General features: G+C 39.1%; 8 protein-coding genes. 1 reads left to right on the forward strand and 7 read right to left on the reverse strand.

Annotated features, from left to right (window positions below; all coding sequences use genetic code 11):
• Window positions 1–3 precede the first annotated feature (3 nt).
• From ACK2WI_RS04475 to ACK2WI_RS04500, 6 genes are all read right to left on the reverse strand, one after another.
• Window positions 4–3,402, reverse strand: a complete 3,399-nt coding sequence (locus ACK2WI_RS04475; protein ID WP_409149926.1) for a sulfatase-like hydrolase/transferase — start codon at window positions 3,400–3,402, stop codon at window positions 4–6.
• A 2-nt stretch (window positions 3,403–3,404) separates the two neighbouring features.
• Window positions 3,405–4,472 carry a HEAT repeat domain-containing protein gene (locus ACK2WI_RS04480; RefSeq protein ID WP_093095547.1) on the reverse strand — a complete coding sequence of 356 codons (1,068 nt, stop codon included), beginning with the start codon at window positions 4,470–4,472 and terminating at the stop codon, window positions 3,405–3,407.
• A 3-nt stretch (window positions 4,473–4,475) separates the two neighbouring features.
• Window positions 4,476–4,829 (reverse strand): response regulator, encoded by a 354-nt coding sequence (locus ACK2WI_RS04485; RefSeq protein ID WP_312697398.1) that lies wholly within the window; start codon window positions 4,827–4,829, stop codon window positions 4,476–4,478.
• A 4-nt stretch (window positions 4,830–4,833) separates the two neighbouring features.
• Window positions 4,834–8,736, reverse strand: a complete 3,903-nt coding sequence (locus tag ACK2WI_RS04490) for a response regulator (RefSeq protein ID WP_409149927.1) — start codon at window positions 8,734–8,736, stop codon at window positions 4,834–4,836.
• 315 nt (window positions 8,737–9,051) lie between these two features.
• On the reverse strand, window positions 9,052–9,735 hold the full coding sequence (locus tag ACK2WI_RS04495) for a TrkA family potassium uptake protein (protein WP_093095542.1): 684 nt from the start codon (window positions 9,733–9,735) through the stop codon (window positions 9,052–9,054).
• A 3-nt stretch (window positions 9,736–9,738) separates the two neighbouring features.
• Window positions 9,739–11,124: a potassium transporter TrkG gene (locus ACK2WI_RS04500; RefSeq protein WP_312697396.1), complete on the reverse strand. Its 1,386-nt coding sequence runs from the start codon at window positions 11,122–11,124 to the stop codon at window positions 9,739–9,741.
• 280 nt (window positions 11,125–11,404) lie between these two features.
• Between ACK2WI_RS04500 and ACK2WI_RS04505 the strand changes: the two genes are divergently transcribed.
• Window positions 11,405–12,247, forward strand: coding sequence for a mechanosensitive ion channel family protein (locus ACK2WI_RS04505; RefSeq protein ID WP_409149928.1), 843 nt, complete (start codon window positions 11,405–11,407; stop codon window positions 12,245–12,247).
• A gap of 1,048 nt (window positions 12,248–13,295) precedes the next feature.
• Here ACK2WI_RS04505 and ACK2WI_RS04510 read toward each other — a convergent pair.
• Window positions 13,296–15,746, reverse strand: coding sequence for a ThuA domain-containing protein (locus ACK2WI_RS04510; RefSeq protein WP_409149929.1), 2,451 nt, complete (start codon window positions 15,744–15,746; stop codon window positions 13,296–13,298).
• Between the last annotated feature and the right edge of the window lie 787 nt (window positions 15,747–16,533).

Here is a 16,533-nt window from a genome sequence, read left to right on the forward strand (position 1 = left end):
AATCTATCGTTTAAAATAAGAAGTAAAAACACTGTCAGGCAATAGCTTCATTTTTGAGGTAAATTGCCTGTTCATTTTTTTGAAGGCCTCAAACCTTTGGCTCAGTTCTTCTGCACTGGTTTTATTATCAATCCTATCTTCGCTGAGGTCCTTATTTATTTTATATACAGCTCCAGAGTTCAAATGTAGTTCCGCAGAAACAAAATCAATCAACTGCGATTTACTTTGCATAATGGGGATCCCTAAGCTTTTTTTGCTAGCCCCAATATCCAAACCCTGTCCTACCCAAGTTACTTCATTCGGAATCTTCAATTGATAATTCTGTTTATAATAAGCTAGAATGGATGGGGCAAGATCAAAATGGCTGACTACATTTTGGAACCTTCTCTTTGTCTTTAATAAAGGCGAATAGACAATCAAAGGCACATGATAACGATCTATCTTGCTCTGCAATGGAATCTCAGGCATACTGTGGTCTCCAGTAATGATAAAGATAGTATTCTTAAAATCACCGCGCTGTTGATAGGCCTGAAAGAAATTCTTCAAAGCATCATCCACATTCAATACCGAGATCAATTGCTTTCTATTTTCTAGGGCAAAGTTCTTTTGGATATTGTTCAACTTTATCTTCTGCACTCTTTGATCAAACATGGCAGCATACTTAGCCTCCTCGTTTATCAGAAAAGGATTATGGGTAGACAAAGTCAGGGCAATATGGAAATGTGGGTTATTCTGCGTCTGATCGGCCAATCTTAATTGATCCAACACCGCTTGATCCTCATAGCCCCAACTTTCACCATTACTGCTCGGGAGTTTCTTATAACCTTCTGGGAAGCTTTTCTCATCTACCAATCGATCAATTCCATTGGCATTCAGATATTTGCTCATGTAGTCGAATTCAGCATTTCCTCCATAGAAAAAAGCCGTCGAGAAATCGTTCTGCTTAAGAATATTGATCAGGTTAAAATGCTGCGGATATTCCTTTAATTCCAAAAATCCTGAATTACCAAAAGGTAATGAACCAAGTAGCGTTGGAAGTACAGAGAAGGTCCTTCCAGAAGAACTTAGGTTATTATCCCAAACCAAGGAACTATCCTTTAATGAACTTAAGAATGGTGTAAAGTCTCCGATATAGCCATTTGGATTACTGTAGGCTTCTCCCAGTCCCTCCACGATGATAATGACCAGATTTGGTACAGAATCGCTCTTATGGAACAAAGGTCCAAGCAAATCTTTGCTTTGGTCTACTCTCATAAAAGGGAATTCCCCAGAAACTTGAGCATAGCTAGCAGTAGATGAACCCATACCTAATCCTTCCTCGATATCCTCCAGTAACAACTTGGCATTGCTTTCCATAAAAAACCCAAGTTTACTTCTTTCAGCAGTTTCCAGAAATTCATTTTTCGCAGAGCTCTTCACCTCTCCCCCAATCGTTAGATAACCAAAGGCAAGGATCGCTAATCCCAAAAATACTGCTGCCAATTTACCGGAACCTTTGAAACGCTTACTCGATTTATAGAATACAAGGAACAAAAGGCCTAAACCAAGAATTAGGATCAACACATTTAACCAATTCAACACCCCACTTGCCAACAAGATATTCTTTAACTCATCTGCAGAATAAAAGAATAGATCGGTACCCAATAAATTTCTGGACTCTGCAAAATAAAAAGCCAATACAAGTTGTGAGACTAAAATCAAACTCGCCAATGTATGAAGCGCAATCCTGGACAGATTCCTATTTAAAATTGCTAGAATAGCATAAATCACAAAGAAAAGGACAAGGATCACAAATCCAATCAGCACATTGTTCAACAACAGCACAAAGAATGGACCCAGCCCACTGAATTGCTGGATATTATGGCTGTAAATAAAGTATTCCAATATACTGAAAACCGAAATCAGGATCATAAAAACACTGGCTACGGAACTGAACTCACGGAACATGGATTTTGCTATCCGAATTGCCTTCTCCTTGAAGGTTTCATGGACTTGATCCGAGAATCCTTGTCTAGTCATCTCGCCCCAAGTATGGCCTTTCTTGAAGTAATCGACCATTCCTCTGATTCCTGCCATTGTGACTATGGGATGAAAATAAAAGGGCTCAATTACTGCCGTCAGGATTAATTTGGTCAAATCCTTTCGTTTCGTATAGACTTGATAACTGACCAAGTCCACTGAAATGGCATAAATTGAATAGAGAATACTTGAAAACAGGACTAAAGCAAATAAGGCAAAGAAAAAAGTCCAATTCAAAAGACCCATAAAAAGAAATATCCAGAAAATAACATAACCTGAAAATTCAACCAATGGACCTAGAAACTCGAAAAAGAACCAATAAGGTAAACTGATCATCCCCATCTTGCCATAACGCGGGTTGAACATCATTTTCCTGTGTTTCCATAGCGTTTCCATGGTCCCACGCATCCAACGGTTCCGTTGTTTTTTCAAAACAGCCTTATCCTCGGGAACCTCAGTCCAACATAATGGATCGGGAATGGTAATAACCTGATGGGGCAATTTATTCTCTTTCATGTACCTGCGCATCCTAACCACAAGCTCCATGTCCTCGCCTACGGTCTTCGGATCATAACCTCCACTTGCAAGCACAATCTCCTTGTCAAAGGCTCCAAATGCACCTGATATCAAGATCAAGCCACTGGCTCTGGACCAGGCCATTCGCCCTAATACAAATGCTCGGATATATTCCAATGCCTGACTTCTACCCAACCAGCTCTTTGGCAAATTAACCTCAACGACCTTCCCCTTCTCAATCTTACAATTGTTCGCTAAGCGGATTGTTCCTCCACAAGCTATTAAACGCTTTTCAGTCTGCTCCATAAATGGTTTAGCCAACCTCAAAATAGCATCCTGCTCAATGATACAATCCACATCAATACAGACGATATACTCAGCCTTCGAAATATTGATCCCTACGTTTAAGGCATCTGCCTTACCACCATTGACCTTATCGACAACTATTAATTTCTTAAATGCCGGGTTTTTACTCTTGTAAACCTGCCGTACTTCTTTGGTCGGTATATTTCCAGGAATGATATAGGAAACCTTTTCTAATTGATATGCTTCAATCAGCCTTTCCATAGAATCATCCTTAGAACCATCATTGACAATAATGATCTCCAGTTTATGGTAATAAATGGATAGTAATGAACGAACATTTTCCACCACGGTCATCCCCTCATTATAGGCAGGAGCAATCAAACTGAAACTTGGTGCATTCGGATTGGAAGCAATTATGGAATAATCCGTAAAGATATTTCCATGCTTATAGCGCAGAACTGCTCCGTAGGAAAATAGAGCAATCCAGGTGTATACACTGAAAATTCCAATGGAATAAAGTAAGAATAACCAAACTATGATTACATAGATAATTTCCGCCATAATTAGGATTTTTTCTGAAGAGCGTGATTTAAAACCATCAAAGTAGGATCCTCAGGAGCCAACTGATTACTTAAGTCTATTAAATATTTAAATTCTCCCAAATTCGCTAGAGCTTCAGCTGCAGAAACCTTAACCCGATTGGAAGGATTTTCCATTAAGTTCGATTTTAAAAAATCTAATTGATCAAAGGCCCTCGTCTGCCCAAATCCCTTGAGGATTTCAAGCTGTAGGTCTTCTTGCATTTTGCCATAATATATCGCCAATAGCTTGGAGGTATCTTGCGAATCCAAACTGAAAAGAGTTTTTATGGCATCTTTTATTATTTGCTCATTATCATCTCCCAAGAGACTGATCACCTGATCATGCAACTCGAAAATTTGAAATTTACGAACCAGCTTCAAGGCAAAATGCAAAACCGATGGATTATTGGAACCCAACCATTTGCTTATCTTTTCAACGGCATTTTTGGGTAAAGATTTAATATTGTTCAAAATCCGCAACTGTTGCCAATTTGAAAGAATCCCCTCACTTGAATCTAAGAAGGACAAACCTTCAAAACCATTGAAATAAACCATAGCATATTGCACCTCATGCTGCACATTCATTTTTCGATGCTGTAGTTTTGATTCTATTTCGGGTAAGGCTTCCCGAACGTTCATAATCGTCAAAGCCTGAATTCCACGAGCAATTAAATGCCCTTTATAGCTTCTGAGTAAACTATAAGATTCTTGATCTAACTGATACGAATAAAAGACTTTTTGTAGCACAGCAGCAGAAACTCCAGAAAACTTACGATCTGCTTCTATGAGTTGCCCCAAGAAGAACCGCCTGAAATTCTCATGTTTAAGCAATTCCGATAAATTAGGATCAATATATAAATCCTTATGGTTCCCCTCCACGATTACTTGCATCAAGTATTCGTTCAACATATTCTTCCAATATTTTCTATTGATTTCCAGCTTATATGCTCGGAAACTATAGATCAGTAAGCCAAGCGTAAATAGGAAAACCAAAATCAATATGGTTAGAATTCCTAATGTCAACTCATGAAGGGTAAACATTTTTTCCATAGGCTATTTCAGCAGTCTATTTACTCGAATGATCAGTTCATTGGGACTGAATGGTTTGACCATAAAGTCTGATGCTCCTAAATCAAAGGCTTCCAGAACAGTCTCCTCTTGTCCCATACTGGAAAGCATGATAATAGGGATCCTCTTTTCTAAATTCTTCAGTTCGGAAAGGATTTCAATTCCTGATGCAAATGGCATCATGATATCACTGATAATAAGATCGATCGCTTCTTTATTCAACAGATCGATCGCTTCCATTCCGTTCCTTGTCAAAATAACTTCGTAACCCTCTTTTTTTAGTTTATGTTCGATAGTTTTGAGGATTAATTCATCGTCTTCAGCTAATAACACAACCATTTCTTTACTCCTTTATATCAATTAATAATTTTTGTAATATCTCTACCTCTATTAATACCTGGGGCAAATGTTCCCATACCTCAATCCCTCTAGAAAACTGACTTTCCAATTCAACCAACATATGGTTCAATTCTGTTAATCCGGCACTTCCCGAAGTTCCTTTCAATTTATGCAAAACTCGACCTAATAGATTTTCATCGTGGTCTGCTATCAATTGCTTGATGTCCATTTCCTGCATTTGCAGTTCTTGAATGATCAATCCATAAAACTGTTGCTTAAATTCAGGATCAGAATCTGTGGCTTCTTCAATCACATCGAAATCAATATGTTTTACTTCATTTATTTTAGATAGGCTTTTGTTTGCTGCCTTGAGCAGGGATCCATAAACCACATCCTTAAAGGTCTCAACCTTGATAGGTTTGGTCAGAAAATCATTGACACCGACCTGTAAACATCTTTCCCTTTCGCCCACTACATTCCCTGCAGTAATCCCAATAATGGGTACATTTTTATATTTCTTAATCTCCCGAATTCTTTTGGTTGCTTCCAACCCATCCATTACTGGCATCTGAATATCCATTAGGATCAGATCAAAATGTTTCTTTTCACAAGATTCCACTGCCAATTTCCCATTCTCTACACATTCTGTCTTACAATGAGGCAGGATATTCTCGATTAAGCGATTATTCAGGGCCATGTTAACTGGATTATCATCAGCAAGCAGGACTTGATAGGACTTGTTGAAAACCTTATCCTCCTCATTGCCCTCTGCAACTTGCGCTTCATTAAGTGATTTATTGCTTTCTGAATCTTTTCTTAAGATCCGGTATAGATCTTCAGAAATTATGGGTTTAGTTAGAATAAAAGAATTTGGTTCTTGGCGGAAATGTCCGATATGTTCTTCATCATCAGATGACGTATGCAAGATCAAGATGGGTAAATCCTCAACATTTTGCTTGTACAATTCCTTGATCTTAGAAATGGTTTCCAGTCCATTCAGGATTGGCATTCTATAATCCATCAATATCACATCAAATCGCTTTCCAATAGATAGCAGCTGCAAGGCTTCAAAACCATTTTCAGCCGTTTCGGTTTCTACACCTTTATACGCCAGCATGTGCTCTAATATCAACCTATTGCTTGCATTATCATCCACGATCAATGCTGTCTGAACCGCTAAATTATGTTCAGCCTCAATGGGATTTTCATAAGGTACTTCTATCTCAAAAAAGAACTCTGAACCTACGCCAACCTGACTTCTTAAGGACAGGTTGCTACCCATATAATTCAAGATATTATTGGAAATCGTCAATCCCAATCCAGTTCCACCAAATCGTTTGCTAACCGAACTGTCTTCTTGGATAAAGGCGTCAAATATCCGTTGCTGTTTTTCCTCTGGGATTCCAATTCCGGTATCTCGAACTGTAAAACGCAAACCTACCTTTTCTTCATTTTTATAAGTTTCCTCAACCCGCAATTCGATCTCCCCTTTTTCAGTGAACTTTACCGCATTCCCCAAAAGATTGATAAGGACCTGCTTAACCCTAGATTCATCAATATAGATCATGGTTGGCAAACCTTGCTCTATATTCAGCAAAAGCTCAATATCTTTATTTTGGGCTTGATAAAGGATCACATGGATGACCTGATTTACTAATTCATACAGGTTGTATTGATCGATATAGAATTCAAGCTTGCCAGATTCGATCTTCGAAAAATCCAGGATATCATTAATGATCGCCAGTAGATTACTGCCGGATTCATTGACATATTTTAAATACTGCTTTTGTAAATCGTTTAGTGGGGTCTTCAATAAAAGATCGGAAAAGCCTATTACCCCATTTAATGGGGTCCTGATTTCATGGCTCATATTAGCCAAGAATTCTGATTTAGCCTTACTGGCTAGATCGGCAAGCTGCTTCGCCTTTCTTAATTCCTCGTTGTTCTCAACCTGTTCTGTGATATTCTGTGAGAAAATGATGATACCCCCGATGGTTTGGTCAGAAATTCGCCATGGTCTGACTTCCCAATTATAGTGTTGGTTTTCTGCAGCTCCCTCGACCTGAACAACTTCATCCACATTTTTATATGGGACTCCCTCCAATGCACGCTGATAGATCTGCTTCCTACTTTCTGGAACATTCGGAAAGAGCTCAAAGAGATTCCTCTTCCCTTCCGAATTCTGACCTTGATGGAATTCTTCAATCCATTGCTGGCTGAGAGCCAAATAATTAAGATCAGTATCAAACATGGCTACTGCAGCCGGAACATGCTTGACAAAGGTTTGAAGCATCGCTTCTTTTAACTCGATATCTAAATATAGTTTCTTGCTCTGATCGATATCCTGTATAATCCCAAATACGCGTTCACAGCGACCTTCGATAATTTCCGGAATACCTTTAATCCTGACCCATATTTGTTCAGCATTAGCTTTTCTCATCAGCATTTCGAAATCATAGGAATGCCCAGTCTCCATGGCTTCAGCAAACTTACCCTCAATAAATTCTCGCTCAGCAGGATCGAAAAAAGAGAACACATTTTCCATATTGGGCTCAAAATCTTCTGATACCCCGTGGATTAAACGGGTAGAGTCGGACCAATAGATTTCATTTTTCTTCACATCCACTTCCCATCCACCTACCTGTGCTACGGTATTGGTTTGTTCGAGAATCTGTTTGGTATGCTCCAGATCCTTCTCTAATTTAATTCTATCCGTTAGGTTCAATGCTGAGCTGACAATATACTTCTTCCCATTCTGATCTTTCTCCAGCATATTGTTATATAACCAATATATCCACTCTCCAGTCCGTTTCTTCAAGACCATCATACCAGAGTCCTCTCCGTTTTTTAGGATTCTGTCCAAATAAGGCTGTATGAGCGATTTGTTTTCTTGTGGTACTAAATCCCTAAGGTTTAAGTTAGGAATCTCCTCCAATTCATAACCTAGGACTTGTCTACCCTTCTCATTGACTTCCAAGATATTCCCATGAATATCATGCATGCTGGTCAAACCAATCCCATTTTCAAAGAAATTCCTAAAGCGTCTTTCGGAGACCTCAAGCTTGACCCTTTCTGAATTTTCCTTGGTCATATTTCTGCCAAATGCGAAAATCTCTTTATTCTCCTGCCCATGCTTCAGATGCCAATCTATCGTTACCGATTCTTCCTCTGATAGTGCAGTTTGGGTTTGCACCATGACTTCTAAATCTGAATTGGAAACTGATTTTATTTTCGATGCGATCTTATTATCCCTAATTTTCAAGACTTCTAAAAAAGGAAGGTCACTGAAAGCTAAGATTGGAATCTGCAGCAGATCTGCAAACGCTGGATTTACTTCCTTTATCGTAAAGTCTTCATTCAGTACACAGATCATGTTCTGCGTCACAGAAAGGATATCTTTGAAATAACCAGCCTGGTTTAATTTTCTTTTTGCCAAAAGCACCGATAGGGCAGCTTTAGCTAAGTCCTGAAGTTCCTTTAATTGTTGTTGGTTCAAGGTTTTCGGATGGTAATCGATGACACAAAGTGTCCCTAATGCATGGCCACGTTCGTCCAATAGAGGTACACCAGCATAAAACCTGATCTGTCCCGCTATGATAAGTGGATTATTGGCAGTCCTAGGGTCCAAAAAGGTATCCTCGATCATCAAAGGTTCCTCACTCAATATGGTATATTGACAAACCGTGTTCTTACGATCTACCGTTTCTAAATCAAGACCAATACAGCTTTGTATTCGCTGTTGGTCCTTTTCCATAATGGCAATTATAGATGATGGGCAATTCGTAATTCGACATGCCAGTTCAGCAAATACATCGAGTTCCGGCATTTTCCCAATAGCAATCAGTCCAAAAGAATATAGGATATTTAAACGCTCCGATTCATTTTCCGGGACAATAGGCATGCTCATACAATATTGGTAGATTAATAACTAATGCAAGATAGTTATTACTTATGTTATAACTTCTTTTTTATTAATTTAAACCATAAAATTGCCATATAGTTCTAAAATTATTTTATCATTTTAAAAAAAATTAACAAAACTAAAATCATACTGAATAAATAACTTTCATATAGCAATATATTAGCGTTTTTAATAACAGAACTGAAACGCTAGAATATTCTTTGCCGATAATCCAAAATCTTATTTCAGCCAAGCCTCAATATACAAAAAAAGGGATGCAAAACATCCCTCATAAAATCCTGTATTTAACAAAAAACAATCCTATTTCAAGAATTCCTTAATGTTTTTATTGCTTCCATAAATCACAATAATTTCACCTTCCTGTAACATGGTATCAGGCTTTGGAATTCCATGCAAAATCGTTGTGACGATCCTACTTTTCCCAAATAGGGTATCTCTTTCAGCACTTTTCAGGATAGTTAGCACCAAGATTTCGTATTTTTCCCTGAAGCCAATTTCCTGTATGGTTTTTCCGACATATTGCTGGGGAATAATAGCCTCTACAATACTATAATTGGCGTTTAATTCAAAGGAATCCACCAGACCCGATAGACAGAGCTTCTTCGACCAGCGCTCTGCAGTCTCTTCTTCGGGATGTACAATTTCCGTTACGCCGATCGCGTTCAATACCTTTTCATGCAAAGCATTTACTGCCCGGCTCACCAATCGCTTCACTTGTGCTTCTTTACACAATGCCGTGACCATGATATTCGCGCCTTCATCCTCGCCTATGGCTACGATGACCACATCGGTATTTTTCAAGGGCAAAGAATGGAAAGCACTCGGTTCGGCAGCATCAAGTGCAATGGTATGTGTGATTTTTTCTTTTAATGCGGTAATTCGCTCCAGTCTCAAATCCACCCCAATCACCTCATTACCTTGGGCGGTTAGTTTCATGGCCAATGAGGCTCCAAAATTCCCTAATCCTATGATGATAAATTTCATTGCTTAATTTATAGTAAGTTCTTCTTTTGCGTATCTATAATTTGTGAATTTCACTTTCTTGAACATGGCAATCATGATGGTCAGCATAGTCACCCTACCTATGAACATCAGTATGATCAGGGTAATCTTACTCCCAGCAGATAGCTTTGCTGTAATCCCTAAGGTCAATCCCACTGTACTATAGGCGGAAAAACATTCAAAAGCGATTTCAACCAATGTACATTCAGGATCAAAAACGGAAATGGAAACTATGCAGCAACCAATCACAAAGAGTGATAAAGTCATGATGGCAAATGCCCGTTTAATGGTAATCCCGGCAATTTCTCTTTGAAATACCTCTACCCTTTCTTTTCCTTTTACCAAGCTCAAGATATTCAATACAGCAACCGCAAAGGTACTGGTCTTGATACCACCTCCTGTTGAATTTGGAGACGCACCAATCCACATCAATAGGATAATGAACAAAATACTATAGATATGCAATGATCCATAATCAATGCTGTTATAACCCGCCGTACGCGGTGATACCACCGTAAACAGTGCTGTCACAAACTTCCCTATGCCCTCATGTGTCACCAAGATATTATCATATTCCAATATAAAGATCAATATCGTGGCAAAAACTGTAATGCTCAATGTCGTGATCAAATTGATCTTACTGTTGATATTGATCACCCAAGGCTTATAATCGAATTCCCTGTATGCTATTTTCTTGAAAATCCGATTGAATACGTGTTTTAGGTATTTCAATATATTGATAACAATAGGAAATCCCAATCCACCAAAAATAATCAATATGATCAGGACCATCTGGAATGCATAGTTATGGATCACCAAAGGATTGGTCAGGCCATCCGGCACTACGGAGAATCCAGCATTACAAAAGGATGAAATCGAATGAAAGACCGAAAAGAACAAATGCTCCAGAAAGGATTGATCCATCAATTTTGCGGTAAAAAGAAAAATAAAGATAGCTCCCACCAGCTCTATGGAAAAAGTAATAATGATAATCCTTTTCAGCATCAAAAAGACTTCGCCTAATTTCTCGTTATTAGAAAAATTACTGGTAGCGATTTGATTTTCATAAGTGCTTGCTCCCTTGAAAAAATAAGCGAAATAGTTGGTAAAGGTTAGGATTCCTAGTCCTCCAATCTGGATCAATAGGATAATAATAAAATGGCCTATTGGGGTAAATGCAGTCCCGGTATCTAAGGTGGTCAATCCAGTGACACAGACCGCACTGGTCGCTGTAAAGAGTGCATCGATGAAATTGATAGGAACCTGAGTTGAAAATGGCGCCATCAACAATAAACATCCAGTCAAAATGATCATAATAAAACTGAACGTAAAGAGTTGCGCAGGGTTATAGAATGCTTTAACGTTTTTCATATTTTCAGCGTGCAGGCAAAGTAAGGATAATTTCAAAAAAATTGCAATAATTCAGCAATCCGACGCTAATATTGCTTATTAGTTTATTTTTCAGTACCTTTGTATCACATTTATTAAAAACAAGTGCAAATTAGCATTCTTAATTTGCATCCAATCCCATACTATCTTCAACGCTTCGAGGTGATTAAGCATGGGATCTCTTTTGTTCCCTGTAAGGGATCATCTTATGTTTCATAACTGAATATTTTACTAGTAATACGCACAACAAAAACAGAAAAAAATGCAAGACGCAAATTTGAATGGTATTGAAAACAAATTGGAAAAATTTATTGACAGCGCAATTGCTTACGCGCCAGTATTATTGAGCTCTTTGATTTCAGCCGCAATTGTTCTTTTCTTAGGCTTATGGCTCATCAAACTTTTTGGAAAACTTTTAGGAAAGATTTTCGAAAAGCGTGATGTTGACCCTAGTATCAGAACTTTTTTGGGCAACTTATTGAATTGGGTCTTGAAAATCATGCTTTTTATTGTTGTTGTCAGTCAATTAGGGGTTCAGACATCAACCTTTATTGCAGTGATTGGTGCGGCTGGTTTAGCAATCGGTATGTCCTTGCAAGGTTCCCTATCTAACTTCGCCGGTGGAGTGTTGATCCTGTTATTCAAACCATTTAGGGTTGGCGATTATATCTCCTCATCTTCCGGTGTGGATGGAACCGTTAAAGTCATCGATATTTTCAATACCAGATTAGTAACTCCGCAAAACCAATTGGTCATTATCCCCAATGGCGAGCTTTCCAATAGCAATATCACCAACTATTCTGAATTGGGAACCCGTAGGACCTGGTTCAACATCGGTGTTGGATATGATACCGACCTAAAGGCTGCAAAAAGATTATTATTGGATACCGTTTCAAAAAATGAATTTGCATTTAAAGAACCCGCACCAGATGTGGTGGTCACCGAATTAGGAGATAGTGCCATTAATCTCTCTGTCCGCGTCACGACCTCCAACGAAAACTTCTGGGCCATGCAGGAACAATTGATCATCCAATGTAAAGAAGACCTAGACAAAGCAGGAATCGAAATTCCATTCCCACAAACGGATGTTCATATTAAGAAGTAAAAAAGGGATTGTTGGGGTAATATATTTTTGGGGGATAAATTAATTTATTAAGGATAAAATGGAATATTGGATTGGCCTGGTGATTTGAACCAGGATTCCCCTCGGCTCCGCTCGGGGTACGGGATGAGAGGATAGGCCAAGATCTTTTCCGATGGTCGAGCGCAGTCGAGACCCGGCACAGGATCATTGTTGGCATTATATTCAACAATAATTTCACCAAAATTCGTAGGGGCGTATCGCATACGCCCGCATCATGGATTTGAACCAGGATTCCCTTCGACGGTTATCGAAGCCGAGATGCCGCTCGATATCCATCGAAACCAGGCACAGGATTAAAGGACCAAGATCATTTCCGAAGGTCGAGACCCGGCACAGGATTCAAAGGACCAAGATCTTTTCCGATGGTCGAGCGGCATCTCGGCACCGCTCGATATCCGTCGAGACCCGGCACAGGATTAATAGACCAAGATCATTAGCGGTATATGCAAACATGGCACGTTGACCTGGAACTAATCCTATAACCCTTTCATTTTATTTCCGGGGTCATCCTGACGCAGGAAGGATCTCGGAACTATTCAAGCCTTCCTTTTATTCTAAAACAATAATAATTGCATTAGCGTACAGGTCCTCTATCTTCGATAGAGGATGACAAAATGTAGTGGACATTTACGTACAGATTCTTCACTCATCGTTCAGAATTGGATATTCATGAGAGGGATTCAGAGCGCAGCGAAGAATCCATTGTTGTTTTTTTTAAGAATCGGTGTCATCCCGAAATCGTAAGATGAGGGAACTATTTTTTATTGTTTTATGCCGGTAACGAAGATGTATTAAAAAATATTTCACCCACGCTGTGGGTTATACATTTAACGATTTACCTTTCTACAAATATTCCACCCCCGCTGGGGGTTGCCTACCTAAGCAAAAAATCATCCTTTTGCAAAATACTTCTTATCGCCCCACCCTTTCCCCCATAAAAAAAGGAGCAGCCAGTCAGCTACTCCAATTTCTTATATCCCTGATAAACCAGGGTAGTTTCAACTAATTCTTATTTATGCGATAGAATCCAAGTTACGATTTCATCTAGATCAGCATCTTTCATGTTCGGGTGTGCAGCCATCGCTACTTCGCCCCAGACACCACTTCCGCCATTCTTGATTTTCTTCACAAGGATGCTATGGGCATCTTTATTGTCTTTGTAATGTTTGGCGATCTCCACATAAGAAGGTCCTACAGACTTCTTATCCACAGCATGACAAGCCTTACAATCTGATGCTTCAATCAAAGCCTCACCTTTAGGTTTGCTACCTTGTTGGTGACCCATTGGTCCTGCCACGCTCGCATCGCCATCAGCTCCTTTATTGGCAGCATGATCTGCCGAGGCTGCTACGAAATCGACCCTTGAAATACCTGCATCTGGGTTCTTGCTGAACCAGCCACTTCCGTACTCCAATACATAGAACTTACCATCTGGGCCAACTTCCATATCAATTGGGCTATTGAACTTAACACCGCCCATAAATGGTTCCATCTTATCGAAATCACCATTAGGCAACATCGTTACTGCTTTGAACCATCCACGAATCCAGTCATAGATAAATAATTTACCATTGTAATAATCTGGATAGCGGGTTTCTTGCGGGAACATATCGGTATAATAGATAGGACCTGCCATCGCATTACGACCGCCAGAACCTACTTGAGGGAAATCAGGTGATTCAGCATATGGATACCAAATAAATGCCGGCATAGCCTCTGGCAACTCCCTTAAACCTGTATTGTTCCTTGAATCATTGATTGGCTTCTTCGGATCATATGCAGCACCCATTTCTCCAGTCTCATAGTTATAAGCATGGTAAGCATAATTGTTTCCTACGAAATACGGCCAGCCAAAGAAACCAGCCTTACGGGCTTGGTTAACCTCATCATAGCCACGAGGTCCTCTGTTCAAAGAATCTTTATTGGCATCTGGTCCAACTTCTCCCCAATATAAGAATCCATTTTTCTTGTCAATGGAAACTCGATAAGGGTTTCTGTTACCCATTACATAGATCTCTGGTCTAGTTTTTTCGGTTCCTTTAGGGAATAAGTTTCCTGCAGGAATATCATAAGTACCATCTTCTTTCACTGTGATACGCAATACCTTTCCACGTAAGTCATTTGTGTTTCCAGAAGAACGTTGAGCATCATATTGCTCATGTCCTTCCCTTGAATCCTTAGGTGAAAATCCGTTGCTCACATATTTTTGGTTTGGCTCATCAAATGGTGTGGAGTTATCTCCTGTAGAAATAAATAAATTTCTATCCTTACCAAATGCCAATGAACCACCTGTATGACAACAGATATCACGTTGAGAATATAATTCTAAAACCACTTTCTCAGAAGCCATGTCCAATTTATTGTCTTTAAAGACAAATCTTGAAAGCCTATTTACTGAAGTATCTTTCGGACTGTAATAAGCATAGATATAATTGTTCTTTGCAAAATCAGGGTCAGCGGTCAAGCCCATAAAGCCTTCTTCTGCATTGACGTTTGGAACCTCTGTTTTATGATAAACATCCAATAGCCCAACTTGGGTCACTTTATTCGTTTCTTTGCTATATAGCAATAATTCTCCACGACGTTGCGCAATCAAGATATCTAGATTAGGCAAGATAGCCATCTCAGTAGGTTCGAAGAATTCTCCTTCTGCCAAAGTAACTTTCTTGAATTGATCAGCAGCCGGAACTTGTAAAGTCTTTGCTTTTTTATAATCCAGTTCATAGTTCTTACCGATAGCATATTGGATACCGCCAAGGATATGCTTCAAGAAATTCGGGTCAGAATATTCAGCATCCTCATGTCCCAGTCCGGTATAGAATGAACGTCCACCATCATATTCCTGGTACCAAGCTACTGGAGCTTGCTCCATTTCATCCTTATTCGGGAAAACAGATTTATCAACGGTCATCAAGATTTTCAACCCTTCAGGTTGTTTCTTGAACGTGTACCATTCATCTGTAATTTCCCAAGGATCAGGAAGACCTTTTGTTGAAGGATGATTTTTGTCGACCAAGGTTAACTTTCCCTGTTTCAATTCAGGCTCAGAACCAAAATATCCGCCCAGTAAACGACCGTACCAACCCCAATCCGTCTCAGAGTCAGCCGCCGAATGGATTCCAACAAAACCACCTCCAGCTTGAATATAGCGCTCGAAATCAGCTTCTTGATAATTGTTTAAGACATCTCCAGATGTATTTAAGAATACAACTGCTGAGTAATTCTTCAAAGAATCCTCAACAAATCGATCTGCATTCGAAGTGGTATCCACGACGAAATCGTTCTCTAGACCTAATTTTTGAATGGCTGCATTGCCCTTTTCAATAGAATTGTGATGAAAACCTGCAGTTTTACTGAAAACCAATACCCTTGGCTTTCCAGATCGTTTTTGTTGACAAGAACTCAGGACCGCTACCAATATTAGCAGAAGAGAAATCTTGGATAAACAATGTTTAATCATATTTGAGTTTATTAATATTTTTTGTGTTTAGGTTTCGCTAATCCGTTTTACCAAATTAACAAATGTCAGTCAAAAAACAAATATGCAATTATTTATTTCAGTCTAAAGAACTGCATTAAAAAAATTACATCTGAAAAGAGGGATTTGGTTGAGGGTAAAATGCTAAGGAATGTTGGGAATTGGGGAGTCCCCAACAGGGGTGAAATATTTATAGAAGCGAGAATTGGAATATAGAAAACCCCCAGAGGGGGTGGAATCTTTATAGAAGGGAGAAGCGTCAAGAGGATAACCCACAGCGTGGGTGAAAATTTATTGTAAAAACCCTTTATGAGGGTTTATAACGAAAAAAAATAGTTCCCTCATCTTACGATTTCGGGATGACAGCCTGCCTTGAAAAAAATAAAAAAAATAGATTCTTCGCTGTGCTCTGAATCCCTCTCTTGGACATTTCCCATTCTGAACGATTAGTGAAGAATCTGTACGTGTCGTCAGCGTCATAACCTGTCATCCTACACCTTCGGTGTAGGACCTGTTCGCCAATGGAATTATTATTGTTTTAGAATAAATGGAAGGTTTGAATAGTTCCGAGATCCTTCTTGCGTACCAATGACACGTTTGTTAAATCTGTGTTTCTTGGTATTTAGAGCTATATTTATTTATCTGGAGAATATATTTTATCCGCCATACATCCCTAGCGGGGATGAATTATTTTAGCATGGATGGTAAACAATATAGGGGTAATGCAAAAACGATGTTCGATTAATCGAACATCGTTTTTGCGCGACTT

Source organism: Sphingobacterium sp. BS-2 (genome assembly GCF_046161205.1).
In the GTDB taxonomy this organism is placed as follows: domain Bacteria; phylum Bacteroidota; class Bacteroidia; order Sphingobacteriales; family Sphingobacteriaceae; genus Sphingobacterium; species Sphingobacterium mizutaii.

Coding starts and splice junctions, on each gene's coding strand:
- ACK2WI_RS04490 (WP_409149927.1), bottom strand. CDS start 8,736: ATGAGCATGCCTATTGTCCCGGAAAATGAATCGGAGCGTTTAAATATC.
- ACK2WI_RS04480 (WP_093095547.1), bottom strand. CDS start 4,472: ATGGAAAAAATGTTTACCCTTCATGAGTTGACATTAGGAATTCTAACC.
- ACK2WI_RS04510 (WP_409149929.1), bottom strand. CDS start 15,746: ATGATTAAACATTGTTTATCCAAGATTTCTCTTCTGCTAATATTGGTA.
- ACK2WI_RS04485 (WP_312697398.1), bottom strand. CDS start 4,829: ATGGTTGTGTTATTAGCTGAAGACGATGAATTAATCCTCAAAACTATC.
- ACK2WI_RS04500 (WP_312697396.1), bottom strand. CDS start 11,124: ATGAAAAACGTTAAAGCATTCTATAACCCTGCGCAACTCTTTACGTTC.
- ACK2WI_RS04495 (WP_093095542.1), bottom strand. CDS start 9,735: ATGAAATTTATCATCATAGGATTAGGGAATTTTGGAGCCTCATTGGCC.
- ACK2WI_RS04475 (WP_409149926.1), bottom strand. CDS start 3,402: ATGGCGGAAATTATCTATGTAATCATAGTTTGGTTATTCTTACTTTAT.
- ACK2WI_RS04505 (WP_409149928.1), top strand. CDS start 11,405: ATGCAAGACGCAAATTTGAATGGTATTGAAAACAAATTGGAAAAATTT.